The sequence below is a fragment of the Pelomicrobium sp. G1 genome (assembly GCF_051905455.1).
Lineage (GTDB): Bacteria > Pseudomonadota > Gammaproteobacteria > Burkholderiales > UBA6910 > Pelomicrobium.
The window spans coordinates 115771-141561 of the sequence record NZ_JBQACR010000011.1; the positions used below are offsets into that span (position 1 = coordinate 115771).

General features: G+C 67.3%; 25 protein-coding genes. 14 read left to right on the plus strand and 11 right to left on the minus strand.

The window, feature by feature from the left end; all coding sequences use genetic code 11:
- Position 1 precedes the first annotated feature (1 nt).
- Positions 2-1111 carry a substrate-binding domain-containing protein gene (locus ACTFO6_RS12070; RefSeq protein ID WP_439934696.1) on the minus strand — a complete coding sequence of 370 codons (1110 nt, stop codon included), beginning with the start codon at positions 1109-1111 and terminating at the stop codon, positions 2-4.
- A gap of 150 nt (positions 1112-1261) precedes the next feature.
- On the opposite strand from ACTFO6_RS12070, the gene ACTFO6_RS12075 reads away from it, so the two are divergent.
- The 12 genes from ACTFO6_RS12075 (at position 1262) to ACTFO6_RS12130 (ending at position 11597) form a co-directional block, all read left to right on the plus strand.
- The gene (locus ACTFO6_RS12075; protein WP_439934697.1) at positions 1262-1969 is read left to right on the plus strand and encodes an ABC transporter permease; all 708 of its coding nucleotides are present in this window, start codon (positions 1262-1264) and stop codon (positions 1967-1969) included.
- The gene (locus tag ACTFO6_RS12080) at positions 1962-2705 is read left to right on the plus strand and encodes an ABC transporter ATP-binding protein (protein ID WP_439934698.1); all 744 of its coding nucleotides are present in this window, start codon (positions 1962-1964) and stop codon (positions 2703-2705) included. The genes ACTFO6_RS12075 and ACTFO6_RS12080 overlap by 8 nt, the downstream gene beginning before the upstream one ends.
- Entirely contained in the window at positions 2696-3532 is an 837-nt protein-coding gene (locus ACTFO6_RS12085) for a substrate-binding domain-containing protein (protein ID WP_439934699.1), read from the plus strand. Before ACTFO6_RS12080 ends, ACTFO6_RS12085 begins: the two co-directional genes overlap by 10 nt.
- A 153-nt stretch (positions 3533-3685) precedes the next feature.
- Positions 3686-5086 (plus strand): sigma-54-dependent transcriptional regulator, encoded by a 1401-nt coding sequence (locus ACTFO6_RS12090; protein ID WP_439934700.1) that lies wholly within the window; start codon positions 3686-3688, stop codon positions 5084-5086.
- Between the two features lie 34 nt (positions 5087-5120).
- The gene (locus tag ACTFO6_RS12095; protein WP_439934701.1) at positions 5121-7193 is read left to right on the plus strand and encodes a sensor histidine kinase; all 2073 of its coding nucleotides are present in this window, start codon (positions 5121-5123) and stop codon (positions 7191-7193) included.
- Positions 7194-7225: 32 nt separating this feature from the next.
- Entirely contained in the window at positions 7226-7771 is a 546-nt protein-coding gene (gene mobB / locus ACTFO6_RS12100) for a molybdopterin-guanine dinucleotide biosynthesis protein B (RefSeq protein ID WP_439934727.1), read from the plus strand.
- Positions 7772-7778: 7 nt separating this feature from the next.
- Positions 7779-8033 (plus strand): molybdopterin converting factor subunit 1, encoded by a 255-nt coding sequence (moaD, locus tag ACTFO6_RS12105; RefSeq protein WP_439934702.1) that lies wholly within the window; start codon positions 7779-7781, stop codon positions 8031-8033.
- Between the two features lies 1 nt (position 8034).
- On the plus strand, positions 8035-8487 hold the full coding sequence (gene moaE / locus ACTFO6_RS12110) for a molybdopterin synthase catalytic subunit MoaE (RefSeq protein WP_439934703.1): 453 nt from the start codon (positions 8035-8037) through the stop codon (positions 8485-8487).
- A gap of 117 nt (positions 8488-8604) precedes the next feature.
- Positions 8605-8934: a winged helix-turn-helix domain-containing protein gene (locus tag ACTFO6_RS12115; RefSeq protein ID WP_205617518.1), complete on the plus strand. Its 330-nt coding sequence runs from the start codon at positions 8605-8607 to the stop codon at positions 8932-8934.
- 86 nt (positions 8935-9020) lie between these two features.
- Positions 9021-9806 carry a molybdate ABC transporter substrate-binding protein gene (modA, locus tag ACTFO6_RS12120; protein ID WP_439934704.1) on the plus strand — a complete coding sequence of 262 codons (786 nt, stop codon included), beginning with the start codon at positions 9021-9023 and terminating at the stop codon, positions 9804-9806.
- Positions 9807-9814: 8 nt separating this feature from the next.
- Positions 9815-10483, plus strand: coding sequence for a molybdate ABC transporter permease subunit (modB, locus tag ACTFO6_RS12125; RefSeq protein WP_439934728.1), 669 nt, complete (start codon positions 9815-9817; stop codon positions 10481-10483).
- Positions 10476-11597, plus strand: coding sequence for an ABC transporter ATP-binding protein (locus tag ACTFO6_RS12130; protein WP_439934705.1), 1122 nt, complete (start codon positions 10476-10478; stop codon positions 11595-11597). Before modB ends, ACTFO6_RS12130 begins: the two co-directional genes overlap by 8 nt.
- An 8-nt stretch (positions 11598-11605) precedes the next feature.
- On the opposite strand, the gene ACTFO6_RS12135 is transcribed toward ACTFO6_RS12130, so the two are convergent.
- Positions 11606-13114, minus strand: coding sequence for an NAD(P)H-hydrate dehydratase (locus ACTFO6_RS12135; protein WP_439934706.1), 1509 nt, complete (start codon positions 13112-13114; stop codon positions 11606-11608).
- Between the two features lie 134 nt (positions 13115-13248).
- Between ACTFO6_RS12135 and purL the strand changes: the two genes are divergently transcribed.
- Both purL and ACTFO6_RS12145 read left to right on the plus strand, forming a co-directional pair.
- A complete protein-coding gene (gene purL / locus ACTFO6_RS12140) occupies positions 13249-17241 on the plus strand; it encodes a phosphoribosylformylglycinamidine synthase (RefSeq protein ID WP_439934707.1) in 3993 nt (1330 codons plus the stop codon).
- Complete coding sequence (locus ACTFO6_RS12145) at positions 17199-17636, plus strand: NifU family protein (protein ID WP_439934708.1); 438 nt, start codon at positions 17199-17201, stop codon at positions 17634-17636. The genes purL and ACTFO6_RS12145 overlap by 43 nt, the downstream gene beginning before the upstream one ends.
- 15 nt (positions 17637-17651) lie before the next feature.
- Here ACTFO6_RS12145 and ACTFO6_RS12150 read toward each other — a convergent pair whose 3' ends face one another.
- The 9 genes from ACTFO6_RS12150 to ACTFO6_RS12190 form a co-directional block, all read right to left on the minus strand.
- Positions 17652-18470 (minus strand): peptidylprolyl isomerase, encoded by an 819-nt coding sequence (locus tag ACTFO6_RS12150; RefSeq protein WP_439934709.1) that lies wholly within the window; start codon positions 18468-18470, stop codon positions 17652-17654.
- Positions 18471-18492: 22 nt separating this feature from the next.
- Complete coding sequence (locus ACTFO6_RS12155) at positions 18493-18753, minus strand: BolA family protein (protein ID WP_439934710.1); 261 nt, start codon at positions 18751-18753, stop codon at positions 18493-18495.
- Positions 18750-19052 (minus strand): YciI family protein, encoded by a 303-nt coding sequence (locus ACTFO6_RS12160; RefSeq protein ID WP_439934711.1) that lies wholly within the window; start codon positions 19050-19052, stop codon positions 18750-18752. Before ACTFO6_RS12160 ends, ACTFO6_RS12155 begins: the two co-directional genes overlap by 4 nt.
- A 6-nt stretch (positions 19053-19058) precedes the next feature.
- Positions 19059-19598 (minus strand): septation protein A, encoded by a 540-nt coding sequence (locus ACTFO6_RS12165; protein WP_439934712.1) that lies wholly within the window; start codon positions 19596-19598, stop codon positions 19059-19061.
- Positions 19599-19681: 83 nt separating this feature from the next.
- Positions 19682-20377: a hypothetical protein gene (locus ACTFO6_RS12170; RefSeq protein ID WP_439934713.1), complete on the minus strand. Its 696-nt coding sequence runs from the start codon at positions 20375-20377 to the stop codon at positions 19682-19684.
- The gene (gene msrB, locus ACTFO6_RS12175; RefSeq protein WP_439934714.1) at positions 20374-20775 is read right to left on the minus strand and encodes a peptide-methionine (R)-S-oxide reductase MsrB; all 402 of its coding nucleotides are present in this window, start codon (positions 20773-20775) and stop codon (positions 20374-20376) included. The genes ACTFO6_RS12170 and msrB overlap by 4 nt, the downstream gene beginning before the upstream one ends.
- A 135-nt stretch (positions 20776-20910) precedes the next feature.
- Positions 20911-23748: an aconitate hydratase gene (locus ACTFO6_RS12180; RefSeq protein WP_439934715.1), complete on the minus strand. Its 2838-nt coding sequence runs from the start codon at positions 23746-23748 to the stop codon at positions 20911-20913.
- A 67-nt stretch (positions 23749-23815) separates the two neighbouring features.
- On the minus strand, positions 23816-25258 hold the full coding sequence (locus ACTFO6_RS12185) for a bifunctional 2-methylcitrate dehydratase/aconitate hydratase (protein WP_439934716.1): 1443 nt from the start codon (positions 25256-25258) through the stop codon (positions 23816-23818).
- An 80-nt stretch (positions 25259-25338) separates the two neighbouring features.
- A partial coding sequence (locus tag ACTFO6_RS12190; RefSeq protein ID WP_439934717.1) for a citrate/2-methylcitrate synthase occupies positions 25339-25791 on the minus strand: 453 nt, incomplete at its 5' end.

The following is a 25791-nucleotide window of genomic DNA, read 5'->3' on the forward strand; positions in this document are numbered from 1 at the left end:
ATCAAGAGCCTCCATGGTGTGGGCCGCCGGCCGGCTTCGAGGACATCGTTTCCGATGCCAGCAACTCCGACAGGCTGAAAATCTTTCCGGCCCCGGTCACGTCGTAGCCGGGGAGCGCCGCGGCCGCGGCCCGCAACTCGGATCCGCGGATCGCCTGCAAAAGTTTCTGCACGGCCGGCTCCCCCAGGCTTCTGCGCCGGCAGGCGAGATAGTAGACTTCCCGGGCCAGCGGGATGAACTCCAGGCCGTAGAGATGGGCCGCGGCGCGGATGCCGAAGCCCGCGTCGGCACCGCCGCTCGCCACCGTGGCGGCCACCGCCTGATGGGTGAATTCCTCGTGGGAATAGCCTGTGATGCCCGCGGCGGACACGCCAGCCTCGGCCAGCAGCCGGTCGAAGAGCAGCCTCGTTCCGGATCCCCGCTGGCGGTTGATGAAACGCACCTGCGGGCGGGTAAGATCGGCCAGCTTCCGGATCGACCGGGGATTGCCTTGCCCCACCATCAATCCCTGCTCCCGCCAGGCGAGCAGAACGATGACGATGGAATGGCCGCGGAGGAACGGCTCCAGCATGCGCCGCCCGTCAGGCAGGGTTTGCGGGCACAGGTGGAATCCGGCGAGCCGGCACTGGCCGCGCCGTAGGGACTCCAGGCTTTCCGAGCTTCCCTGAAAAACGATGTCGATGGGCAGGGCTGAATCGAGCCGCTCCCGCAAGGCCGCCAGCAACAGATCATGGCTCGCGCGGATGGGGAGCGCTCCGCCGCTGGGTTTTTCGAGGTGGGGGAGCGCCTCGGCCAGTTCTGCGAGGAGGGGCGCGGCTTCGGTGTTCAGCCGCCGCCTCAAGCGGGTATCCATGGCCAGGAGGCGTTCCCCGACGGGAGTGAGGCGCGCGCCCCGGCCCTGTTCCAGTTGCACCAGGGGAGCGCCCAGCCCCTCGGCGGCCCGGACGATCTGCCCCCAGGCGTGGCGATAAGAAACGCCCGTCGCCCGCGCCGCCCGGGCGAGGGAGCCGGTGGCGCCCACCGCCCGGAGCAAGGCGAGAAAGCCTCCGTCCAGGAGGAGCTTTTCATCCCCTTGAAGGGACCAGGCAAGCTCGGGTTCAAGGATTTGCATATATGCAAAATAGAGCATATTGCAAGAATAAGCAACGAAAAATAGTATTGTGCATCAATCAATATAACGATTTATGAATAACAGTTGCATATTAAGCTTTGCGACGGGCGGGGAGACGGGGTGCGGTTCTCGGCCGGAGGGCTTGTTCCTGTGAACGGCACCTTGGGGCTGGCTTTTTCCCAGGCCCTCGCCCTCATCGGCGGCGCCGATTCCGCCCTGTGGGAGATCGTGGGCTTGAGCCTGCGGGTGAGCCTCACGGCGGTGGGGCTCGCCGCCCTCATCGGCCTGCCGGTGGGGGCCGCCCTGGCGGTGGCCCGCTTTCCCGGCCGCCGGGCGGTGACCGTGATCCTCAACGCCCTCATGGGGCTGCCACCGGTGATCGCAGGATTGCTCATCTACCTGCTCTTGTCCCGGGCTGGGCCTTTGGGCGAGCTGGGCCTGCTGTTTACCCCCGCCGCCATGGTGATCGCCCAGACCGTGCTGGTCGCCCCCATCATCGCCGCGCTGGCGCGCCAGGCCGTCGAGGACGCCTGGAACGAATACGCGGAGCAGCTCAAGTCCCTGGGGGCGGGCCCGGTGCAATGGGCCCTCACCCTGTTGTGGGACTGCCGCTTTTCCCTGGTGACGGCGATCCTCGCCGGCTTCGGGCGGGCCGCCGCCGAGGTGGGGGCGGTGATGATCGTGGGCGGCAACATCGACGGGGTGACTCGGGTCATGACCACCGCCATCGCCCTGGAGACCAGCAAGGGGGATCTTCCCCTCGCCCTGGGGCTGGGGATCATCCTCATGGCCATCGTGCTGTCCCTCAACGCGGCGGCGTACCTGGTGAAGGAAATGGCCCAGCGCCGCTATGGATAGGTCCGCGACCAAGCTCGACGCCTCCTTGCTGCCCCTCGTCCTCACGGAGGTGAGCTACCGGGCCGGCGGCCGCATCCTCATCGACCGCATCACGGCGGAGATCGGGCCGGGGCAGCGCACCGTCATCCTTGGGCCCAACGGAGCGGGCAAGAGCGTGCTCATGCGCCTGTGCCACGGGCTGCTCGCCCCGACCAGCGGCTCGATACGCTGGAACGCGCCGGAGGCGCCCGGCGAGCCCCGGCGGCAAGCCATGGTGTTCCAGCGGCCGGTGATGCTGCGCCGCTCGGCCATCGACAACATCCGCTATGCCCTGAAGCTTTCCCACGTGCCGCGGCGAGAGCGGGAAGCCCGGGCCTGGCAGGCCCTGGAGCGGGTCGGGCTTTCCGCCCTCGCCGATCGTCCGGCCCGGGTGCTCTCCGGTGGCGAGCAGCAGCGCCTGGCCATCGCCCGGGCCTGGGCCTTGAAGCCCGAGGTCCTGTTCTTGGACGAGCCCACGGCCAACCTGGACCCGGGGGCCTCTCGGGAGGTGGAGGCTATCATCGCCGCGATCCATGCCGAAGGGACCAAGATCGTGATGACCACCCACAACCTGGGGCAGGCGCGCCGCCTTGCCGACGAGGTCCTGTTCCTCTACGAGGGGCGGCTGGTGGAGCGGAGCGCCGCAGACCAGTTTTTCCGCAAACCCGCCTCGGTCGAAGCCGAGGCATTCATTCAGGGAGAGCTTCCATGGCATTGAAGCGGCGAATTTCCCTCGTCTTGGCGCTTGCTTTGGTCACCCTCGCCAACGCCTGGGCAGAGGACCGCTATATCACGGTGGCTTCCACCACTTCCACCGAGCAATCGGGGCTGTTCAAGCACCTGCTTCCCCTGTTCGAGCAGAAAACCGGCATCCAGGTGCGGGTGGTGGCGGTGGGTACCGGCCAGGCCCTGGACATCGGCCGGCGGGGGGACGCGGACGTGGTGTTCGTCCATGATAAGGCGGCGGAAGAAAAATTCGTCGCCGAGGGCCATGGGGTCGAACGCCGGCAGGTGATGTACAACGATTTCATTCTCATCGGGCCCCGCTCGGACCCGGCTGGGGCAGGCGGCAAGGACATCGTGGCCGCCCTCAAGAACATTGAGGCGGCGCGAGCCCCCTTCGTGTCCCGGGGAGACAAGAGCGGCACCCACGCCGCCGAGCGCAGGCTATGGGCGCTGGCGGGGATCGACATCGATCGGCACAAGGGGCCCTGGTACCGGGAGTGCGGCTGCGGCATGGGACCCGCCCTCAACACCGCCGCCTCCATGAACGCCTATCTCCTGTCCGACCGGGGGACCTGGTTGAGCTTCCGGAACCGGGGCGGCCTCGCCCTCCTGGTGGAAGGGGACCAACGGTTGTTCAATCAATACGGGGTGATCCTGGTGAATCCGGCCCGGCACCCCTACGTCAGGCGGGACTGGGGGCAGACTTTCATCGACTGGCTCGTCTCCCCGGAGGGCCAGCAGGCCATCGCGAGCTTCAAAATCGACGGAGAGCAGTTGTTCTTTCCGAACGCCGGTCCGAGCACCGCAAAAGCTCGCTGAGCATGCGCCTTTTGCGGTCGAGGACGCGGGAAGGTAGGCCTTGGGGATCATGATCTTTTTTAACCCCCCTTCGCGGGGGGCTTAAAATAGTGGACAAAATGTCTCAATAATGCTCTAATGCTCTGTCAAAAAAACAGTTTTCTGCGGAGGAATATGGCTGGGTCTGGAAGAACCCGGGCTGCACCGCCGGAAGTCCAACGCACGCCTGCGGACACCCCTTGGGACCAATACGCCGTCTTGGTGGTGGACGATGAGGAGGGAATGCGCAATTTCATCAGCCGCGCCCTCAAGAATCGGGGCTGCGGGCTGGTGGAGACGGTGGCCACCGCCGAGGAAGGGGCGCGGCTGGTGGAGCGCTGCCATTTCGACCTGGTCATCCTGGACATCGCCCTCCCCGGCAAGGCGGGGGTGGTCTGGCTCAAGGAGCTGCGGGAGTCCGGGTTCTACGGGGAAGTCATCCTGATCACCGCTTTTGCGGACCTGGAGACCGCCATCGACGCCCTGCGGGCGGGCGCCTCGGACTTCATCCTCAAGCCCTTCCGCATCGACCAGCTCCTCAATTCCATCCAGCGCTGCTTCGACCGGGCGCGGCTCGCTCGGGAAAACTTCGTGTTGCGCCGGGAAGTGCGGGAGCTGGCGGGGCTGGAGGACCTGGTGGGGGAATCCGAGGCGGCGGAAGAGCTGCGCCGAATCATCCGCCGGCTGGCGCCCCTGCCCACTACCGTCCTGATCCAGGGCGAATCCGGCACCGGCAAGGAGGTGGCCGCCCGGGCGCTGCACAAGCTGAGCCCCCGGGCCCAGCGGCCCTTCGTGCCGGTCAACTGCGGCGCCATCTCGCCGGAGATCATCGAGAGCGAGCTTTTCGGCCACGTGAAAGGAGCCTTCACCGGGGCCAGCGAATCCCGCAACGGGCTCTTCTTCTACGCCCAGGGGGGCACCCTGTTCCTGGACGAGATCGGGGAGCTGCCCCTTCCCATGCAGACCAAGCTACTGCGGGTGCTGGAAGAGAAGAAAATCCGGCCAGTCGGCTCCGAGCGGGAGATCCCGGTGGACGTGCGCATCGTCGCCGCCACCAACCGCAACCTGGCTCCGGAGGTGGCCGCAGGCCGCTTTCGGCAGGACCTGTTCTACCGCCTGGACGTAGTGAACATCCTCATCCCGCCCCTGCGGGAGCGCCCGGAGGACATCCCCGTGCTGGCCCGCCGCTTCATGGAGGAGCTCTCGGGCCGGCTGGGCGTGCCCCGCGTCCCCCTCACCCCGGAGGTGCTGGAAGCCCTGGTCCGCTACCCTTGGCCGGGCAACGCCCGGGAGCTGCGCAATCTGGTGGAGCGCTCCCTGATCCTCGGGCGGGTGCCCCTGGAGAACCTGCCAGCGGCCGTGTCCGTGGCTCAGGAGCACGCCCCCGCTTCCGTCCTGCCCCTGGAAGAAGTGGAGAAGCAGCATATCCTCAACGTCCTGCGGGCGGTCTCGGGCAACAAGTCCGAGGCGGCGCGGCGGCTCGGGATTTCCCGCAAGACCCTGGAGCGCAAGTGCGCTCTGTGGAAGGTCTCTTGACAGAGGCCGATCTTTCCGGCCGCGGCTTCGTTCCATGCCCTTCGTCCTTTTCCTGCACCATCGCTTCCGCTCGTCGGTGCGCGCCAAGCTGCTCGCCATGGTGCTGCTGCCGATCACGGTGGTGCTGCCGATCCTGCTCGCCCTGGTGATCTACTGGGGCAACACCTCCTACCACAACCTGCTCATCTTCAAGGTCAACTCCGACCTAGCGGTGGCCCATGAGTACTTCGAGCGGGTGATCGCCAGCGTGGGCGCCCAGGTGCACGGGCTCGCCTCGTCCCACCGACTGGTGACCGCCGCCACGGCGCCCCGGCGGGAGGCCCTCGCCCGGCTGCTTTCCGCCGAGCGGGGCGATCTGCACCTGGACTTCCTCCACCTGCTGGACCTGGAGGGCAACGTGGTGGCGGCCGGCCACGATCTGTGGCAGCCGGCCAATTACCTGGAATGGCCCGTGGTGCAAGGCGCGTCCCACGGCGAGGGGGGCACATCCATCGCCATCTTTTCCGCCGAGCAACTCGGGGCGCTGAGCCCGCGGCTCAAGGAGCAGGCCTTCATTCCCCTGGTGCCTACCGAGAAGGCCGTGCCCACGGAGCGCAAGAGCGAGGACCGAGGCATGATGATCCATTCCGCGGCGCCGGTCTTCGACGCGAGCGGTCGGCTAGCGGGCGTGCTGCACGGCGGCGTGCTCCTCAACCGCAACCTGGATTTCGTGGACAACATCAACAGCATCGTGTACCGGGAGGGGTCCCTTCCCCTCGGAAGCAAAGGCACGGCCACCCTATTTCTCGACGACGTGCGCATCGCCACCAACGTGCGTTTGTTCCAGGGCGAGCGGGCGCTGGGCACCCGGGTGTCGGCGGAAGTGCGCAAGAAAGTGCTGGAGGAGGGCGATACCTGGCTCGACCGGGCGTTCGTGGTCAACGACTGGTACGTCTCCGGCTACGAGCCCGTCACCGACGACCGCGGCCGGCGGGTGGGCATGCTGTACGTGGGCTACCTGGAAGCGCCTTTCGAGCGGGCCAAGCTTCACGCCCTGGGGGTGATCGGCGCCCTGTTCTTGCTGGTGGGCGTGCTGGGCAGCGTGGTCTCCCTGCGCTGGGCGCGCAACGTCTTCCAGCCCCTGGAGCGCATGAGCCAGACCATGAGCGCGGTGGAGGCGGGGGAAGCGGAGGCCCGGGTCGGTCCGGTGCGCAGCCGCGACGAGATCGGGCGGCTCGCGGCCCACTTCGACGAGCTGCTGGACCGGCTCCAGGCGCGCAACCGGGAACTTCAGCAGCTCGCCGACGAACTCGACCAGAAGGTGATCGAGCGCACCCGCGAGCTGGAGGAGGCGAACCGCCATTTGCGCGACGCCCAGCGGCAACTGGTCATGTCGGAAAAGTTGGCGGCCATCGGCGAACTCACCGCCGGGGTGGCCCACGAGATCAACAACCCCATCGCCGTGATCCAGGGCAACCTGGAGGTGGTGCGGGAGGTGCTGGGGCCCGCGGCCGAGCCGGTCAAGCGGGAGATCCGGCTAATCGACGAGCAGGCCAACCGCATCCGGGAGATCGTGACCAAGCTGCTGCAATTCGCCCGGCCCTCGGAATTCGCGGGCTACGTGGAGCCGGTGGAGGTCAACGCCGTGCTCGATGACTGCCTGGTGCTGGTGCGGCACGTCCTCGCCAAGAGCGACATCCAGATCGCGCGCCGCTACCAGGCCACCCGCAGCGTGGGTATCAATCGCAACGAGCTGCAGCAGGTGCTGATCAACCTCATCGTCAACGCGGTGCAGGCCATGGAGGAAGGGGGGACCCTGACCTTGAGCAGCCGGGATTGGGAGGACAAGGGCGTGGTGGTGTCGGTGCGAGACACGGGGCCGGGCATCCGCCCGGAGGATCTGAGCCGGATTTTCGATCCCTTCTATACGACCAAGAAGCAGCACGGCACGGGCCTGGGGCTGTCCATCAGTTACACCCTGGTGGAGCGCTACGGCGGTACCCTCTCGGTGGACAGCGAGTACGGCAAGGGGGCAGAGTTTAGCGTGTGGCTGCTTTCGGAGCCCGTCTATCAGGAGCGCGCCCCCGGGGCGGCGTCCAGCCTGATCGCCCGCTATCGTCACGCGTGAAGACAGAGGTGGCCGGTACAGGAGCTGTAATGATGAAAGTGTTCGGTATCGCCGGCTACTCGGGCAGCGGCAAAACCACGTTGATCGAGCAGCTCATTCCGCGTCTCGTGATGGAGGGGCTGCGGGTGTCGATCATCAAGCACGCGCACCATGGGTTCGATGTGGACCAGCCGGGAAAGGACTCGTACCGGCACCGGGAGGCCGGCGCCTTCGAAGTGCTGGTCACTTCGCCGAGCCGCTGGGTGCTGATGCACGAGCTGCGGGGTCGGCCCGAGCCCGCCTTGGAAGAGCACCTCAAGCGCTTCTCGCCTTGCGATCTGGTGCTGATCGAGGGTTTCAAGAAACAAGACTTCCCCAAGCTCGAGGTGCACCGGAAGGCCACCGGGAAGCCGCTGCTGCATCCGACCGACCGCCACGTGGTGGCGGTGGCCACCGACGAGCCCCTTGAGACCGGCCTTCCGCAGTTCGATCTTTGCGATTACGACGCCATCTGCGGCTTTATAATGGACTTCACGGGTCTGCGCCGCGCGCTGTCAGCGCGCGGCCCTAGCAGGTTCGGGACGTCGCAAGGAGGCTGATCGGGCGATGGTGAGGATTCTCTATTTCGCGCGGTTGCGGGAAGCCCTGGGGACGAGCGCCGAAGAAGTGGCTATGGGCTCGGGCATTCGCGACGTGGCTTCCCTGGTGGAATGGCTGCGCTCGCGGGGAAGCCCGTGGGCCGAGGAGCTGGCGCCAGGGCGGGCCGTGCGGGTGGCCGTGAACCAGCGCATGGCAGACCTGGGCACCGCCGTCGGAGACGGCGACGAAGTCGCCTTTTTCCCCCCCGTGACGGGAGGCTGACATGAGCGTTCGCGTTCAGACCGAAGATTTCGACGTGGGCCTGGAGATCCAGGCGCTGCGCCGGAATAATCCCAAGGTGGGCGCAGTAGCGGCGTTCGTAGGACTGGTGCGGGATGTGAACGAGGGGGAGTCGATACGGGACATGGTGCTGGAGCACTATCCCGGCATGACCGAAAAAGCCCTTGAGGACATCGTGACCCAGGCGAAGGACCGCTGGGACGTCATCGATATCCTGGTCATCCATCGCGTCGGGCCCCTCAAGCCCACCGACCAGATCGTGCTGGTGGCCGTGGCAAGCGGGCACCGGGGCGATGCCTTTGCCGCCTGCGAGTTCATCATGGACTACCTCAAAACCAGAGCGCCCTTCTGGAAAAAGGAGCAGACGCCCTCCGGGACCCGTTGGGTCGAGGCGCGCGAATCCGACGACATTGCCGCGGCCCGCTGGCAGGCTTGATGCCGTCTCATGACTCGCGCTCCCGCTGTCTCGGTCCGCTCTGCATCGCGTCCCCAATCTAGACCGAAGGCGAGCGACACGACTCAATCGCCCCCAAGCTCGTCTCGTCCCCTCAAGGTGCGGGTGCTGCTGGGGCGGGAACTGGGCATTGGACCCGGCAAAGCGGATCTCCTGGAAGCCATCGCCGAAACGGGCTCTATCTCCGGCGCGGCCCGGCGCATGCGCATGTCTTACCGCCGAGCTTGGAGCTTGGTGGCGCGCATGAATCAAGCTTTCCGCGAGCCGCTGGTGGAAACAGCGACCGGCGGCAGTCACGGAGGCGGCGCGGTGTTGACGCCCTTCGGGCGCGAAGTGCTCGTGCGCTACCGGGCCATGGAGCACAAAGCGCGGATGAGCGTAGAAGGGGAAGTGGAGTCGTTCCGGCGCTTGCTGCGTTCGGGCGAGTAGCCTCACCGGTTTGTTGACATCGTCCGAGGGGTGCGTCGATAATTCGCGGGTTCGTTATATTCAATAAAACATAACGGAGCTTTCCCATGGGCCGCAGGACCTGGGCGGTGCTCGCCGCCTTCGTCTGGGCGCTTTCGTTCGGCTGGCCAGCGCGGGCCGGGGAGGCGCCAGTCATCGCCGCTGCCTCTGACCTTCAGTTCGCGCTGTCGGAAATTGCCCAGCAGTTCGAAAGACAAACGGGCCATCGGCTGCGGCTGAGCTACGGCTCGTCGGGGAATTTCTATCACCAGATCCTCCAAGGCGGGCCGTTCCAGCTGTTTCTGTCCGCCGATGAAGATTACGTCTTACGCCTGGCTGCGCAGGGACGCACTGAGGACACGGGCACACTCTATGCCGTGGGGCGCATCGTGCTGTTTGTTCCCAAAGGCTCGCCCCTCGAGCCGGACGGCCGGCTCGAGGACTTGGCGCGCGCTTTGGATGAGGGGCGGTTGCGCCGTTTCGCCATCGCCAATCCTGAGCACGCTCCCTACGGAAGGGCGGCAGAAGCGGCGTTGCGTCGGCGGGGGTTGTGGGAGAAGATCGCGCCCCGGCTCGTGCTGGGAGAGAATGTTTCCCAGGCGGCCCAGTTCGCCGCTTCTGGCTCCGCCCAAGGGAGCATCATCGCCTATTCTTTGGCGCTATCGCCCAAGCTCAAGGAGCTGGGTCGGTTCGCCCTGATCCCCGAGGACTGGCATCCGCCGTTACGCCAACGCATGGTACTCATGCGCGGCGCAGGGGAGGTTGCGCGGCTGTTTTACCGTTACTTGCAATCTTCCGACGCTCGAGAGGTATTCAGACGCTACGGTTTCGTTCTCCCGGCCGAGGGGGGATGAAAGCTTCCATGGACTGGACGGCGCTCATCCTTTCGCTCAAGCTGGCTGCGGCCACGGTGGCGGTGCTGCTGCCGCTTGGCATCCTCGTCGCTCGTTCCCTGGCGTGGAACGCTTTTCGCGGTAAAGGATGGATCGAAGCGGCAGTAGCGCTGCCGCTCGTGCTGCCACCCACGGTGCTGGGCTATTACTTGCTCGTGGTCATGGGGTCTGCCTCCCCGATCGGCCAGCTCTACGAATCCTTGTTCGGAAAAACGCTGGTATTCAGCTTCCAGGGGCTATTGATCGCCTCTATCGTGTTCAACATTCCTTTCACCGTGCAGCCGTTGCAACGGGCTTTTGAAGCGATTCCCGATCAAGTGCGGGAAGCGGCTTGGTGCAGCGGCATGTCTGCTTGGCGGACCTTCTGGCGAATCGAGCTGCCGCTGGCTTGGCCAGGCGTGTTCACCGCTGCGACGCTTACCTTCGCCCATACCCTGGGGGAGTTTGGCGTGGTGCTCATGGTGGGCGGCAACATCCCGGGAGAGACCAAGACCATCGCCATCGCCATCTACGACCGGGTCCAGGCTTTCGACCATCAGGCGGCTGGAGCCATGTCGGCCCTGTTGTTGGCGTTTTCTTTTTTCTCTACCGGCATCGTTTACCTCATCACCCACCGCTCACCGCGCTACCGTGTCTGAATTGGGACTTGCCGTCGAATTTCGCCAAACAGGTCCTATTCCACTCAACGCCCAGTTCCACTGCGCGCCCGGAGAGCTGGTGGTGCTGGTGGGTCCATCGGGCAGCGGCAAGTCCACCATTCTTCGGTGTATAGCGGGTTTGTATCGTCCCTCGTGGGGACAGGTGCGCTGTGATGGCGAAGTGTGGCTCGATACCGGGCGCGCTATCGTGCGCCGACCCCAGGAGCGGTCGGTGGGTTTCGTGTTCCAGGACTACGCGCTCTTTCCCCATCTGAGCGCGGTGGAGAACGTGGCGGCCGCCTTGGGACACCTGCCGCGGGAACAGCGACTGTCCCGGGCGCGACAGCTCCTGAAGCAGGTCCACCTGGATGGCCTTGAATTTCGCCGACCGAAGGAACTCTCCGGCGGCCAGCAGCAGCGCGTGGCGGTGGCTCGGGCGCTCGCGCGGGAACCCAAAGTGCTGCTCATGGACGAACCCTTTTCGGCGGTGGACCATGTCACGCGACGCAAGCTGCAGCGGGAACTGGTGCAGTTGCGCCGGGATTTGCGGCTTCCCATCGTGCTGGTGACTCACGACCTGGAGGAGGCGCGAATGCTGGCCGACCGCATGGTGATCCTGCAGCGGGGCGCGACCCTGACCGCCGCGGCGCCGGAGGAGCTGATGGCCCGCCCGGGCTCCGTCGCGGTGGCCCGGCTGCTCGGCCACACCAACCTGTTCCATGGCGTTGTCATGAAAGAGCGGCCCGAGCGAGGCCTTTCCCTCATCCGCTGGCGGGACCTCACGCTGGAGGCGCGCCACGACCCGCGCTTCCCCGCGGGCACCGCCGTGGCCTGGTTGATCCCGCCGGAGAGCGTGATCCTGCACCGGCGCGACCGCCCCTCCCGGGGGGAACGGGAGAACCCGGTGGCGGGGGTGGTGGACGAATGCATCCCCCTGGGGGAGATGACCGCGGTGACCATGCGGGTGGAAGGGAGCGAGGCGCTGCCCCTGGCCCTCTCGGTGCCCACCCACGTGGCCCGGCGCAACCGGGTGGCGCCGGGGGAGCCGATCCGGGTGTCCCTCCTGGCGGAGGCCATCCACCTCATGCCTCCCGAATCCGCAGCCGAGCGCTGATTTCGCGGTTAAGTAGAGCCTTTGAGCCCGATCCACTGATTGAGCAGCTCCCGGGCCGCGTCCGCCGTCTCCCCGGCGGTCAGGCCCACCGGCCCGCAGCCCTGCTCGACGCAGCGATCGGCGGCGGCGCCGTGCAGGTGCACGGCGAGAAGCAGGGCCTGCTCGGGAGAGAGCCCCTGGGCGATGAGGGCCGCGATCATGCCGGTGAGGACATCCCCCATGCCGGCGCTCGCCATGCCCGGATTGCCCGTGGGGTTGATATGGCGCGTGCCGTCGGGGAGGGCGCAGACGCTCCCCGCCCCCTTGAGCACCACGGGCGAGCGGAAGGCTTCCCCCAGGCGCCGGGCCGCCGCCAGGCGGTCCGATTGCACCTGGGCGGTGGAGGTCTGGAGCAGTCGCGCGGCTTCGGCGGGATGGGGAGTGAGCACCGCGTGGCCCCGGGCGGCGAGGGCCTCCCGCAGGGGGGGGAATTCGGCGAGGAGGTTCAAGGCGTCGGCGTCCAGCACCAGGGGGAGCCGGGTCTCCAGGGCGGCCTTGAGCCACTGGTACGCGTCGGAAGACAGGCCCATGCCCGGCCCGACGGCGAGGCAGCTCAGGTGCTCGAGCTGGAACAAGGCCTCCGGCGGCCGCAGCATAAGCTCGGGCTGACCCGGGTCGCAGGCGGGCCCGTCCCGGGCCATCAATCCCACGTACACCCGGCCGGCCCCCAGCTTGAGGGCGGAGCGTCCCGCCAGCAGGGCCGCGCCCACCATGGTGGGGGCACCGCCCAGGATGCCGACGCTGCCGAACAGGCCTTTGTGGCTGTTGCGTGGACGGGGCTTCCAGGGGGCGAGGGCCCGGTCCCGCTCCACCAGGAACACGCTCTGGGGCGGGAAGTCCTCGGGGACGAGCCCCAGGGGATCCACGGCAATCTCGCCGCAATGGTCGGGACCGTCCAGGGTCAGTAGCCCAGGCTTCAAGGCCATGAAGGTGACGGTGGCCGCCGCCCGCACGGCGGTGCCCCGGACCCGGCCCGTGTCGCTGTCCAGGCCGCTGGGAATGTCGATGGCGAGCACCGGCAGCCGGGAGCCGTTCATCCATTCGATGAGGGCCCGGTGGCGGCCTTCCACGTCCCGCGTCAGCCCCAACCCGAACAACCCGTCGATCACGAGATCCCAGCGGCGCCCCGGGGGGATCTGGTCCAGCACTCGACCCCCCGCGGCGCGCCAGCGCTCCAGGGCCTGGGTCGCGTCCCGGGGGAGGCGGCCGGGATCGCCAGCGAGCACCACGTCCACCCGGTACCACCAGGCCTTGAGATGGCGCGCCGCGACCAGGGCGTCGCCCCCATTGTTCCCCGGGCCGGCCAGAACCAGCACCGAAGTGCGGCGCTCGTCCAGCATCCGGGCATGGGCGAACTTGGCCGCGGCCAGGCCCGCCCGCTCCATGAGGGGAGGCGGGTCGGGACGACCTAGCACGGCGTGCTCGATGGCGCGGATTTCCTCGGTGGTGTAGACGCGGCCGAAAGGGGGGGCGAGCATAAGGGCAGGGCGGGGAGGATTTGCGCGGCTATTTTCGGCGATCGGCACAGGGCGGGCAACCTGGCCCGGGCTAGGAGAGTTCGCGTGGGTTCGTGGCCAAGGGCCCTTTCTCGGATAAAATTAAACTTTTCTAAATGCTGCGCGAAACCTCCATCCTGCGCCTGCCCGGCCCTCGGGCCCTTACCCCATTCCGGCGCGACAAGCTCCTCGCCCGCCTTCGGGCCCAGCTCCCCGCCGTGCGGGACGTGGACGCCCGGTACTGGCACTTCGTCGCCCTGCGGGGGGAGCTCAAGCCGGAGCGCCGCGCTGTCCTCGCTTCCCTCTTGAGCTACGGACCGGCTTCCGCCCGGGTTGCCCCCTCCCCGGAGGAGGCGGCCGCTCCCATGCTCCTGGTGGTGCCCCGGCCGGGGACCCTCTCCCCCTGGTCGTCCAAGGCCACCGACATCGCCCGGCGCTGCGGGCTCAGCGCCGTGGAGCGCATCGAGCGGGGCGTGGTCTACCGGGTGATGATGGAGGGGCCTTGGGGACCTCAGGATCAGGCGGCGCTCGCCCCCTTGATCCACGACCGCATGACCGAGGCGGTCTTCCCCACCCTGGAGGATGCGGAGCGGCTGTTTCGCCACTACGAGCCCGCTCCCCTCAAGGAGGTGGACCTCATGGCCCGGGGCCGGGCGGCCCTGGAGGAGGCCAACCGGGTCCTGGGGCTCGCCCTCTCCGAGGACGAGATCGACTACCTGGCGGCGAGCTTCCAGGCGGCGGGGCGCAACCCCACCGACGTGGAGCTTATGATGTTCGCCCAGGCGAACTCGGAGCACTGCCGCCACAAGATCTTCAACGCCCGCTGGGTGGTCGACGGGGTGGAGCAGCCGGACACCCTGTTCGGCATGATCCGTACGACCCACGCCCGGCGCCCCCGGGACACGCTGGTGGCCTATTCGGACAATGCCGCCGTCATCCGGGGCGCCCGGGTGGCCTGGTTCGGTCCCGACGCCCAGGACCGGGTGTACCGCTTCCACGAGGAGGACCTTCACATCCTAGTGAAGGTGGAGACCCACAACCATCCGACGGCCATTTCCCCCTTCCCGGGGGCGGCCACCGGCGCCGGCGGGGAGATCCGGGACGAGGGCGCCACCGGCCGGGGCGCCAAGCCCAAGGCGGGATTGACCGGTTTCTCCGTCTCCAACCTGCGGATTCCCGGGTGGTTGCAACCGTGGGAAGGAGACGTCCCGGGCCGGCCTCCCTATGGCAAGCCCGAGCGCATCGCCTCGGCCCTGGAAATCATGCTGGAGGGCCCCATCGGCGCCGCCTCCTTCAACAACGAATTCGGCCGGCCCCACCTGGGCGGCTACTTCCGCACCCTCGAGGTGGAGGTGGCGGGGGAAGTGCGGGGCTACCACAAGCCCATCATGATCGCCGGCGGGATCGGCAACATCCTGGAGCGGCAAGCGTTCAAGCGCGAGCTGCCCGTGGGTGCGCTCCTCATCCAGCTCGGGGGGCCCGGCATGCTGATCGGCTTGGGCGGAGGGGCCGCCTCCAGCATGGATACCGGGGCCAACGTGGCCGACCTGGACTTCGATTCGGTCCAGCGGGGCAACGCGGAAATGCAGCGGCGCGCCCAGGAGGTGATCGACCGCTGCTGGCAGTTGGGGGAGGCCAATCCCATCCTGGCAATCCACGACGTGGGCGCCGGGGGGCTCGCCAACGCGCTGCCCGAGCTGGTACACGCGTCGGGGCGGGGCGCCCGGGTGGATCTGCGCAGGATCCCCACCGAGGAGCCGGGCATGTCCCCCATGCAGATCTGGTGCAACGAGTCCCAGGAGCGCTACGTGCTCGCCATCGCTCCCGAGGACCTGGGACGCTTCGCCGCCCTGTGCGAGCGGGAGCGCTGCCCCTACGCCGTGCTGGGGGAGACCACCGGGGACGGGCGCCTGGTGGTGACGGACCCGGTGTTCGGCAACCGCCCGGTAGACGTGGACCTGGCGGTCATCCTGGGGAAGCCTCCCCGGATGACCCGCCAGGCGAACCGTTTGCACCGGCGGCTACCGCCCTTCGACCCGTACCCCATCTCCCTGGAGGAGGCGGCGTACCGGGTGCTGCGACTGCCGGCGGTGGCGGACAAGACCTTCCTCATCACCATCGGCGACCGCACCGTAGGGGGGCTTTCGGTCCGGGATCCGATGGTGGGACCGTGGCAGGTGCCGGTGGCCGACGTGGCCGTGACCTGTATGGGATTCGACACCTACCGGGGCGAAGCCTTCGCCCTGGGGGAGCGCTCGCCTCTGGCCTTGATCGACGCTCCGGCGTCGGGACGAATGGCGGTGGGGGAGGCCATCACCAACCTGTGCGCGGCGCCGGTGGCCTCCATAGGCGACATCCGGCTCTCCGCCAACTGGATGGCGGCGGCGGGCCATCCCGGGGAGGATGCGGCCCTCTACGACACGGTACGGGCGGTGGCGCTGGAGCTATGCCCTCGCCTTGGGGTGAGCATCCCGGTGGGCAAGGATTCCCTGTCCATGAAGACGGTATGGGACGCGCCGGAGCGCAAGGAAGTCACCGCCCCCCTTTCCCTTATCGTCACCGCGGTGGCGCCGGTCGCGGACGTGCGCACGACCCTTACGCCGCAGTTGCGCACCGACGCGGGAGAGACCGAGCTGGTGCTGATCGATTTGGGCAGCGGCCGCAACCGGCTGGGGGGCTCGGCCCTCGCCCAGGTCTATAACCAGGTGGGCGATCGGGCGCCGGATCTGGACGATCCGGACAAGCTCAAAGCGTTCTTCGCCACCGTGCAGCGGCTGCGCTCGGAAGGCAGGATCCTCGCCTATCACGACCGCTCCGACGGGGGTCTCTTCGCCACCTTATGCGAAATGGCCTTTGCTGGCCACACGGGCCTCTACGTGCTCCTGGACACGCTTTGCTACTTGACCCACTTGGGCGATGTGGACGCCGCCGAGATCCGCACCCAGCCCATGGGCGGCGTGTACCACCGGCGCATGGTGGAGGTGCTGTTCAGCGAGGAGCTGGGCGCGGTGCTGCAGATCAGGCGGCGCGACCGCCAGACAGTGATGCAGGCCTTCGTCGAAGCGGGCCTGGGGGCCGAGTTCCACGTGATCGGTGGGCTGACCGATAACGACCGGATCGAGTTCATCCACAACAATGTGACGGTGCTGGCGGCGAGCCGCGCCGATCTGCAGCGGGCCTGGAGCGAGACGAGCTACGAGCTGCAGAAGCTGCGGGACAATCCCCAATGCGCCCAGGAAGCCCACGACCGGCTGTTGGACGAGACCGATCCGGGCCTTTCGGCGCGCCTCGCCTTCGACCCGGCCGACGACGTGGCCGCTCCTTTCATCGCCACCGGCGTCCGTCCCCGGGTGGCCATCCTGCGGGAGCAGGGGGTGAACGGGCAGGTGGAGATGGCGGCTGCCTTCCACCGGGCCGGGTTCGAGGCGGTGGACGTGACCATGAGCGACGTGATCGCCGGCCGGGAAACCCTGGCGGGCTTCCAGGGCTTGGCTGCTTGTGGCGGCTTTTCCTTCGGCGACGTGCTGGGAGCGGGGGAAGGCTGGGCCAAGTCGATCTTGTTCAACATCCGGGCGCGGGAGGCGTTCGAGGCCTTCTTCCGCCGCGGCGACACCTTCGCCCTGGGGGTGTGCAACGGCTGCCAGATGATGGCGAGCCTCAGGGATCTCATCCCGGGGGCGGAGGCCTGGCCCCATTTCGTGCGCAACCGCTCCGACCAGTTCGAAGCGCGCCTGGTGATGGTGGAGGTGACCCGTAGCCCCTCCCTGTTCTTCTCCGGCATGGAAGGAAGCCAGTTGCCCATCGTGGTGGCCCACGGGGAGGGCTACGCCGAGTTCGCCGACGAGGAGCGGCTCGAGGCCGCCCTTCCCCTGGTGGCGCTGCGCTACATCGATCACCGAGGCGCGCCCACGGAAATCTATCCCTGCAATCCCAACGGCTCGCCCCGGGGCATCACGGGGCTCACTAGCCGGGACGGGCGCTTTACCATCCTCATGCCCCACCCCGAGCGGCTGTTCCGCACCGTGCAGTTTTCTTGGCACCCGGACGAATGGGGCGAGGAGGGACCTTGGCTGAGGATGTTCCGCAATGCCCGGAGGTGGATCGGGTGAGTCCGATGGGCGGAGAAAGCAAAACCTACGATCCGCCGTTTTACACCGAAGAGGAGCTGGACGCCCTCTACGAACGGGACCCGATGCTGGCGCTGCGCATCTCCCGCCGGCAGGCGATGCTGGCGCGGGAGCTGGAGGCCCGGGTCGTCGCCGCCCCCGACGCGCCGCCGCCCACCGAGGAAGAGCTCCGCTCGGCCCTGGAGCGGGCCCGGCGGGTGCTGTTGCGGGACGGGGGCGACCTGGAGCTGGTGGAAATCGTCGGCACGGTGGTGCGGGTGCGGCTCAAGGGCAACTGCGTCGGCTGCCCGCGCTCCGTGCTGGACTTGAAGCACGTGGTGGAGCGGGCGATCCGCCAGGAGTTCCCCCAGATCACCCGGGTGGAGAACACCTTTTAGCGGGCCCGCTCGCCGTTATTCGATCTTGGACTTCTGGCGTAGCTGGGCCACCAGCTTCATCAGCGCCTGCTGCTGGAGCTGTTGGCGAATGTTGTCCTGCACTTCCTCCAAGGGAGGCGCCTTGAGGGGCCGCACGTCCTCCAGCTTGATCACGTGCCAGCCGAAGCTGGTCTGCACCGGCTGCTGGGTCGTCTGGCCCTTCTGCAGTTTCGTGAGGGCCTCGGCGAAGGGCTTGACGTAGCTCGCCGGCGAGTTCCAGCCCAGGTCGCCCCCGTTTTCCTTGGAGCCGGGGTCCTTGGATTTTTCCGCCGCCAGCTTCTCGAAGCTCGCCCCGCCCTTCAGTTGGCTGATCAGGCTCTTGGCTTCCGCCTCGGTCTCCACCAAGATGTGGCGCGCCTTGTATTCCTTGTCCCCCAGTTGGGCCTTCAGCCGATCGTATTCCTGCTTGACCGCCTGGTCGGTGACGGGGTTCTTGGCGAAGTAGTCCTCCAGGTAGGCGCGGATCAGCACGTTCTGGCGCGCGAGCTCCAGCCGGGTGGCCACTTCGGGGCGTTTGTCGATGCCCTGGCGGACGGCCTCCTGGGTCACCACCTCCTGGGTGATGAGGGACTCTTTCACGCTCTCCCGCAACTGGGGGGTGTCGGGCTGCCCTTGGGATACCCGCTCCTTGACCAATTGGTCGACCCGGGATTGGGGGATGACGACGCCGTTCACGACGGCCGCCTTGCTTTCTTTGGCGGGGGGCTTGGCGCTTTCCTGGGCATGGAGCGCTGGCGAGAGGGCGGCCGCGGCGAAGGCCGCGGCCAGGGTGATTCGATTCCAAACGGGGGTCATGACACTCCTTGGGGTAAAGGGGTTAAAACTCGTCGGGGGCGAGGGCCCGGATGCTCAAGGCATGAATCTCCTTCTGCATCAGGTCGCGCAGGGCTTCGTAAATCATCCGGTGCCGCGCCATGACGCTCTGGCCGGCAAATCGGGGGGAAACCACGGTAAGCCGGTAGTGGCCGCCGCTCTTCGCCCCTTGGTGGCCGGCGTGGAGAGCGCTCTCGTCCACCACCTCCAGCGCTTCGGGCGCGAGGGCTTTCAGCCGCTCCCGGATCCGTTCCTCGGTGCTCATACCGGCAACACCTTCTTGAACGGCCGCACCGTGACCCGGGCGTAGACGCCCGCCGTTGCGTAAGGATCGGCCTCCGCCCAGGCCCGGGCGTCGGCGAGGGAGGGAAACTCAGCCACGATGAAGCTGCCGGAGAATCCCGCAGGCCCGGGGTCGGGGCTGTCGAGGGCGGGGAGCGGCCCCGCCAGCACCAGGCGGCCCGCCTGCTGCAGGGCCCTCAGGCGCTCCAGGTGGGCCGGTCGCGCAGCCAGCCGCTTCTCCAAGCTGTCGGGGGCGTCTTCCGCGAAGATCATGTAGAGCATGGGCAGCTATCCGCCGCGCTCATCCTGCAAGTATTTCGCCAGCATGACGCCTTGCGCCAGCACGAAAAGCAGGAGCAGGCCCATGGCGCCGAACACCTTGAAGTTGACCCAGCTCTCGGTGGAGAGGGTATAGGCGACGGCGAGGTTGGCTGCGCCCATTCCGGCGAAGAAGGCCATCCAGCTCAGGTTGAGCCGGGCCCAGACCGGGTCGGGCAGGGCCATTTGCCCCCCCAGCATGACCCGGATCAGATTCTTGCCGAAGAAGACCCGGGCTCCGGCCAGGGCGAGCGCGAACAGCCAGTAGAGCACCGTGGGCTTCCACTTGATGAAGGTTTCGTCCTGGAGCAAAAGGGTCGCGCCGCCGAAGACCACGATCACCGCCATGCTCACCCACAGCATGGTGTCCACGGCGCCCCGCCGCCACCAGACCCAACCGATCTGGACGAAGGTGGCCGCGATGGCGACGGCCGTGGCGACGTAGATGCCCTGAAGCTTGAACGCAACGAAAAAGACGATGACCGGGAAAAGATCGAACAGGAGCTTCACGAACGGGTCGGCAGCCGGACGGCCAGGAGGTCGCGGGCGATCACGAATGGAGGATCAAAGGGGCATATTGTAGCACGAGGGGATCAATGCCGCACGGTCCAGCGCCGGTGGTATTCCCGCACTAGGGTCCGCACCTCGTCTCCGTACACGGGTTTGCGGGATTGGCGTAGCGCCTCCTCGAAGAACTCCGGGCACGCTTCGGGCAGCCAGGCTTCCATCAAGCGGTAGGCCCTGGCCATGCGCTCGGGATCCTGGGTGCGGGTGGCCACGATAGCGTAGTTGGAGAGCAGGATGCGCCACGGGTGCTCGGGCGCGGCCCGGTCCGGGTCGGTCCGGATGGCCAGGTCCACCCGGTCGATGAAGGGACCCATGGCGTCGAACAGGGCTGCCAGGGCCTCCCGCGCCTGCAGGCGATTCGCCCGGGCGGCGAAGGCGTTCACCAGGGGCTCCAGGATGCGCAGCTGGCCCCCGTGGCGAACGATCCAGTCGGCCACGTCCAGCGTGGCCTGATCCAGCCATTGGCGCTCTTCGCTGCAACCCAACCAGTGGACCCAGAGGTTGAGATCGGACAGGCACGCCAGGGCGTATTCTCCCAGCGTGCTGGGGTCCTCGTCCTCCAGCGCTCCGGTGGGGCCGTGGGCCCGGTCCAGGGCGGCGAAAGCGGCCAGGGCCTGCTCCAGGGCCTCGATCAACTGGGCGGGTGTCGCGCCTTCGCCTTGACCGCCCCGGGCCTCGTGGGCAGCGAGCAGCACTCTGGCAGCCTGGGTGAGGCTAGTCATTCCTTCCCGGGGTCCAGGCGCAGGGCGGCGGAGTTGATGCAATAGCGCAGCCCCGTGGGTTGGGGACCGTCGTCGAATACATGGCCCAGGTGGGCGTCGCAGCGGCTGCACAACACTTCCGTGCGCTGCATGAAAAAGGAATAGTCCTCTTCCGTCGCCACCGCGTCCGGCGAAACGGGTTCCCAGAAACTGGGCCAGCCGGTGCCGGAATCGAACTTGGTCTCGGAGCTGAAAAGCGCCGCTCCGCAACACACGCAGCGGTAGAGGCCCGGCTCTTTGCAGTCCCAGTATTCGCCGGTAAAGGCCCGCTCTGTGCCCTTATGCCGGGTGATCCGGTACTGCTCGGGGGTCAACAGTCTCTTCCATTCCTCGTCGCTTTTCACGACCTTCTCCGCCATCTGTGTTACCTCCTGGAAAGCCCCGGCCCGCTGCGCCGTTTCGGGAATTTTACTCCGTCCCGGGCGGACCCCGGAAACGGCAGGGGCCCGCCCGGCACAGCCGGACAGGCCCCTGGGGGTGAACGGGCGTGTCGCTCAGGACGCCATCAATTGCCTCAGGACGTAGGGCAGGATGCCGCCGTGTCGGAAGTAGTCTACCTCGATCGGGGTGTCGATGCGGCAGAGCAAGGTCACCTGCTGGCGGGAGCCGTCCCGGCGGTGGATCACTAGGTCCACGTCCTGCTGGGGGCGGATATCCTTAAGGCCCAGGATGTCGAAGCGCTCGTCGCCGCGGATGCCCAGGGACTGGACGCTGTCGGAGCCCTTGAATTGAAGCGGCAGCACGCCCATGCCCACTAGGTTGGACCGGTGGATGCGCTCGAAGCTGCGGGCGATCACCGCCTTCACCCCCAGGAGCTGGGTCCCCTTGGCGGCCCAGTCCCGGGACGACCCGGTGCCGTATTCCTCGCCGCCGAAGACCACGGTGGGAATTCTCTCGGCGAGGTAGCGCATGGCCGCCTCGAAGATGGTCATCTGCTCGCCGCTGGGCTGGTACAGGGTGTAGCCCCCCTCCACCCGGCTGCCGTCGGGTTTGGGGGGCAGCATCAGGTTCTTGATCCGCACGTTGGCGAAGGTCCCGCGCACCATGACTTCGTAATTGCCCCGGCGGGCCCCGTAACTGTTGAAGTCCGCCTTGCCCACGCCGTGCTCGATGAGGTAGCGGCCCGCCGGGGAGTCCTCCTTGATGGCGCCGGCCGGGCTGATGTGGTCGGTGGTGAGGGAATCGCCGAAGATGCCCAGCGCCCGCGCCCCCAGGATGTCCGGCACCGCGCCCGGCTGCAGGTCGAAGTCCTTGAAGAAGGGCGGCTCGGCGATGTAGGTGGACGCCGGCCAGTCGTAGACCTGCCCCTCGGGCGCCGGGATGCTCTCCCACAGGGCGTTGTCCTTGGTGAAATCGGAATACAGCCGCCGGAACACCTTGGGGTCGGTGGCGTACTGCAGGGCGTCGGCTACTTCCTGAGGACTGGGCCAGACGTCGCCGATGTATACGGGCTTGCCCCCCTTGCCGATGCCCAGGGGCTCGGTCATCAGGTCCTTGAGCATGGTGCCGGCGATGGCGTAAGCCACCACCAGGGGTGGGCTCGCCAGGAAGTTGGCCTTGATGTTGGCGTGGATGCGGGCCTCGAAGTTGCGGTTGCCCGACAAGACCGCCGCGCACACCAGGTCGTTCTTCACGATCGCCTCCTCGATGCCGGGATCGAGGGGACCGGCGTTGCCGATACAGGTGGTGCAGCCGTAGGCGGAGACGTAGAAGCCCAGCTTCTCCAGGTAAGGGAGGAGTCCCGAGCGCTTCAGGTATTCGGTCACGACTCGGGATCCGGGGGCGAGGGAAGTCTTGATGTGCTTCCTGACGGTGAGCCCCTTCTCCACCGCCTTCTTGGCCAGGAGGCCCGCGGCGATCAGCACGCTGGGGTTGGAGGTGTTGGTGCAGGAAGTGATGGCGGCGATCAGCACGTCCCCATGGCCGATCTCCACCGTCTCCGGCGCCGGGCGCTCCAGGGTGACCAGGTCGGGGGTGGGGCGGTTATCCACCATCTCCACCACGTCCACGGGCGCCCCGGCGTTCACGGATTCGGGGGCGATCACGCCGCCGCCACTCGCCGGGTTGCCCGGAGCCAGGGTGGCCCGGTAGCGCTTGCCCAGCTCCCCCCTGGGTTTGTTGTAGCCGTTCTCGGTCATGGGCTTGGCGAAAAGCTCGGTGAACCGGGTCTTCACCTGCCCGATCTGGATCCGGTCCTGGGGTCGCTTGGGCCCGGCCAGGGACGGCTCCACCGCGCCGAGATCCAGCTCCAGCACCTGGCTGTAATCGATGTCGCCGGTCTTGGGCATGCCGAAGAGCCCCTGGGCCTGGAAATAGGCCTTGAACGCCGAGACCTCTTCCTGGGTGCGGCCCGTGGTTTCCAGGTACTGGACGGTCTTGTCGTCCACGGGGAAGAAGCCCATGGTGGCGCCGTATTCGGGGGCCATGTTGGCGATGGTGGCCCGATCCGGCACGGGAAGGGCCGCCGCGCCTTCGCCGAAGAACTCCACGAACTTGCCCACCACCTTGGCCTTGCGCAGCATCTCGGTGATGGTGAGGACTAGGTCGGTGGCGGTCACGCCCCAGCGCAACCGTCCCTTGAGGTGCACCCCCACCACGTCCGGGGTGAGGAAGTACACCGGCTGGCCCAGCATGCCCGCTTCCGCCTCGATGCCCCCCACCCCCCAGCCCACTACGCCGATGCCGTTGATCATGGTGGTGTGGCTGTCGGTGCCTACCAGGGTGTCGGGGAAGTAGACCCCGTTCTTGCGATGCACGCCCCGCGCCAGATATTCCAGGTTCACCTGGTGCACGATGCCGATGCCCGGCGGCACCACGCGGAAGCTGTCGAAGGCCTGCATGCCCCACTTCATGAACTGGTAGCGCTCCCGGTTGCGCTGGAATTCCAGCTTCATGTTGAGGTCCAGCGCCGCCCGGCTCCCGTAGTAGTCGATCTGCACCGAGTGGTCCACCACCAGGTCCACGGGGACCAGGGGCTCGATCAGCTTAGGATCCCGGCCCAAGCGCTGGGCGACGCCGCGCATGGCCGCTAGGTCGGTCAGCAGGGGCACGCCGGTGAAGTCCTGTAGCACGATGCGGGAGACGACGAAAGGGATCTCCTGGGTACGGGGCGCGTTGGGACGCCAGGCGGCGAGCTCCCGCACGTGCTCCTCGGTGATCTTTTTGCCGTCGCAGTTGCGCAGCACCGACTCCAGGACGATGCGCAGCGACACGGGCAGGCGGGACACCTTCCCCAGGCCGGCCTTCTCCAGGGCGGCGAGGGAATAGAGCTTGCCCTTCCTGCCCTTGGCGGGGGCGAATTCCTTGAGCGAATGGAAGAGATTGTGGCTCATGGCCTGAAGTCCTTTCTCGGTCCCTGACCGGGTTCGCGTATGAGGTGGATCGATGCTGCCACGCAAGTCAGATCACGAACATGTCGACGAATTCGTGCACCGGGGTCGCTTCCAGGGTCTTCTGGTCCTGGCATAGGGCGAAGATGGCCGAAGCCTGCTTCGGCGGGAAGCGGCGCGCCAGGTTGGTGCGGAATTTGGCTTCCAGCAGGGGAATGCCCTCGCTGCGGCGGCGCCGGTGGCCGACGGGGTACTCCACCACCACTTCCCCGGCCTTGGTCCCGTCCTTGAAATAGACGGTGACGCCGTTGGCGATGGAGCGCTTGTCCGGGTCGAGGTAGTCCCGGCTGAACTGGGGATCCTCCACCACTTCCATCTTCTCCCGCAGCCGGTCGATGCGCGGGTCGGCGGCCACCTCGTCCTCGTAGTCGGCGGCGGTCAGCCGGCCGAAGATCAGCGGCACCGCCACCATGTACTGGAGGCAGTGGTCCCGATCCGCCGGGTTGTGAAGGGGTCCCTTCTTGTCGATGATGCGGATAGCGGACTCGTGGGTGCGGATCACGATTCTGTCGATCTCCTCGAGCCGGTCCTTCACCTGGGGATGGAGCTGCATGGCGCATTCCACCGCGGTCTGGGCATGGAACTCCGCCGGGAAGGAGATCTTGAACAGCACGTTCTCCATCACGTAGGAGCCGTAGGGCCGCTGGAACTTGAGCCGCTGCCCGCGGAACAGCACGTCGTAGAAGCCCCAGGTCTTGGCGGTGAGGGCGGACGGGTAGCCCATCTCACCCTTCTTCGCTATCAGCGCCAGGCGCACCCCCCGGCTGGTGGCGTCGCCCGCCGCCCAGGATTTGCGCGAGCCCGTGTTGGGGGCATGGCGGTAGGTGCGCAGGCTGTGGCCGTCGATCCAGGCGTTGGACACCGCGTTGATGATCTCCTCGTGGGTGCACCCCAGCATGCGGGCCACCACGGCGGTGGTGGCCACCTTCACCAGGATCACGTGATCCAGGCCCACCCGGTTGAAGCTGTTCTCCAGGGCGATCACCCCCTGGATCTCGTGGGCCTTGATCATGGCCTCCAGCACGTGGCGCACGGTGAGGGGGGGCTTGCCCTGGGCGATGGCGGTGCGGGACAGCCAGTCGGCGGTGGCCAGGAGGCCCCCCAGGTTGTCGGAAGGGTGGCCCCACTCGGCGGCGAGCCAGGTGTCGTTGAAGTCCAGCCAGCGAATCATGGTGCCGATGTTGAAGGCGGCCGTCACCGGATCGAGCTGGAACTGGGTGCCCGGGACGCGGGCACCGTGGGGAACCACCGTGCCCGGCACGATGGGACCCAGCAGCTTGGTGCAGGCCGGATAGCCCAGAGCTTCCAGCCCGCAGCCTAGGGTATCCATCAGGCACAGCCGGGCGGTGGAATAGGCCTCCTCGCTCCTGATCTCATACCGGGTGACGTAATCGGCGATGTCTGTGAGCTCCTGGTCGGGAGCGGGGCGGACGTTTGAGAATTGTGCTTCCATGGTTCTCCTTCGCAGGCTCATGCAAGGGACGGCCAGGGTCCGGTATCCCGCGGGGCATCGCCCCGCGGGCCGGACTCCTCCTACCCCCTCTGTTCGATGGGTACCCAAGGGCGGGGTTCGGGGCCGATGTAGTTCGCGCTCGGGCGGATGATCTTGCCGTCTTGGCGCTGCTCGATCACGTGGGCCGACCAGCCCGTAGTGCGCGCGATCACGAAAAGGGGCGTGAACATGGGGGTGGGAATGCCCAGGAGCTCATAGACCAGCGCCGAATACCAGTCGAGATTGGCAAACATCGCCCGCTCCTCGCCCATCACCCGCTCGATCGCCTCCGCCACCGCAAAGCGCTTGAGCGCCCCAGCCCCCTCGGCCAGCCGCCGCGCAACCGCCTTGATCACCTCATTGCGCGGATCGGCCACCGTATAGACCGGGTGGCCGAAGCCGATGATCACCTCCTTGCGCGAAAGCCGCGCCCGGATGTCAGCCGCCGCCTCCTCGGGACCCTCGTAGCGCGCCTGAATCGCCCGCGCCACTTC

What these genes read in the sequence shown, in the direction of transcription:
- modB (WP_439934728.1), top strand. Translation starts at nt 9,815, where the DNA reads ATGGACTGGACGGCGCTCATCCTTTCGCTCAAGCTGGCTGCGGCCACG.
- ACTFO6_RS12150 (WP_439934709.1), bottom strand. Translation starts at nt 18,470, where the DNA reads ATGACCCCCGTTTGGAATCGAATCACCCTGGCCGCGGCCTTCGCCGCG.
- ACTFO6_RS12155 (WP_439934710.1), bottom strand. Translation starts at nt 18,753, where the DNA reads ATGAGCACCGAGGAACGGATCCGGGAGCGGCTGAAAGCCCTCGCGCCC.
- ACTFO6_RS12080 (WP_439934698.1), top strand. Translation starts at nt 1,962, where the DNA reads ATGGATAGGTCCGCGACCAAGCTCGACGCCTCCTTGCTGCCCCTCGTC.
- ACTFO6_RS12185 (WP_439934716.1), bottom strand. Translation starts at nt 25,258, where the DNA reads ATGGAAGCACAATTCTCAAACGTCCGCCCCGCTCCCGACCAGGAGCTC.
- msrB (WP_439934714.1), bottom strand. Translation starts at nt 20,775, where the DNA reads ATGGCGGAGAAGGTCGTGAAAAGCGACGAGGAATGGAAGAGACTGTTG.
- purL (WP_439934707.1), top strand. Translation starts at nt 13,249, where the DNA reads ATGCTGCGCGAAACCTCCATCCTGCGCCTGCCCGGCCCTCGGGCCCTT.
- ACTFO6_RS12090 (WP_439934700.1), top strand. Translation starts at nt 3,686, where the DNA reads ATGGCTGGGTCTGGAAGAACCCGGGCTGCACCGCCGGAAGTCCAACGC.
- modA (WP_439934704.1), top strand. Translation starts at nt 9,021, where the DNA reads ATGGGCCGCAGGACCTGGGCGGTGCTCGCCGCCTTCGTCTGGGCGCTT.
- ACTFO6_RS12170 (WP_439934713.1), bottom strand. Translation starts at nt 20,377, where the DNA reads ATGACTAGCCTCACCCAGGCTGCCAGAGTGCTGCTCGCTGCCCACGAG.
- ACTFO6_RS12135 (WP_439934706.1), bottom strand. Translation starts at nt 13,114, where the DNA reads ATGCTCGCCCCCCCTTTCGGCCGCGTCTACACCACCGAGGAAATCCGC.
- mobB (WP_439934727.1), top strand. Translation starts at nt 7,226, where the DNA reads ATGAAAGTGTTCGGTATCGCCGGCTACTCGGGCAGCGGCAAAACCACG.
- ACTFO6_RS12095 (WP_439934701.1), top strand. Translation starts at nt 5,121, where the DNA reads ATGCCCTTCGTCCTTTTCCTGCACCATCGCTTCCGCTCGTCGGTGCGC.
- ACTFO6_RS12070 (WP_439934696.1), bottom strand. Translation starts at nt 1,111, where the DNA reads ATGCAAATCCTTGAACCCGAGCTTGCCTGGTCCCTTCAAGGGGATGAA.
- moaD (WP_439934702.1), top strand. Translation starts at nt 7,779, where the DNA reads ATGGTGAGGATTCTCTATTTCGCGCGGTTGCGGGAAGCCCTGGGGACG.
- ACTFO6_RS12160 (WP_439934711.1), bottom strand. Translation starts at nt 19,052, where the DNA reads ATGCTCTACATGATCTTCGCGGAAGACGCCCCCGACAGCTTGGAGAAG.
- ACTFO6_RS12180 (WP_439934715.1), bottom strand. Translation starts at nt 23,748, where the DNA reads ATGAGCCACAATCTCTTCCATTCGCTCAAGGAATTCGCCCCCGCCAAG.
- moaE (WP_439934703.1), top strand. Translation starts at nt 8,035, where the DNA reads ATGAGCGTTCGCGTTCAGACCGAAGATTTCGACGTGGGCCTGGAGATC.
- ACTFO6_RS12085 (WP_439934699.1), top strand. Translation starts at nt 2,696, where the DNA reads ATGGCATTGAAGCGGCGAATTTCCCTCGTCTTGGCGCTTGCTTTGGTC.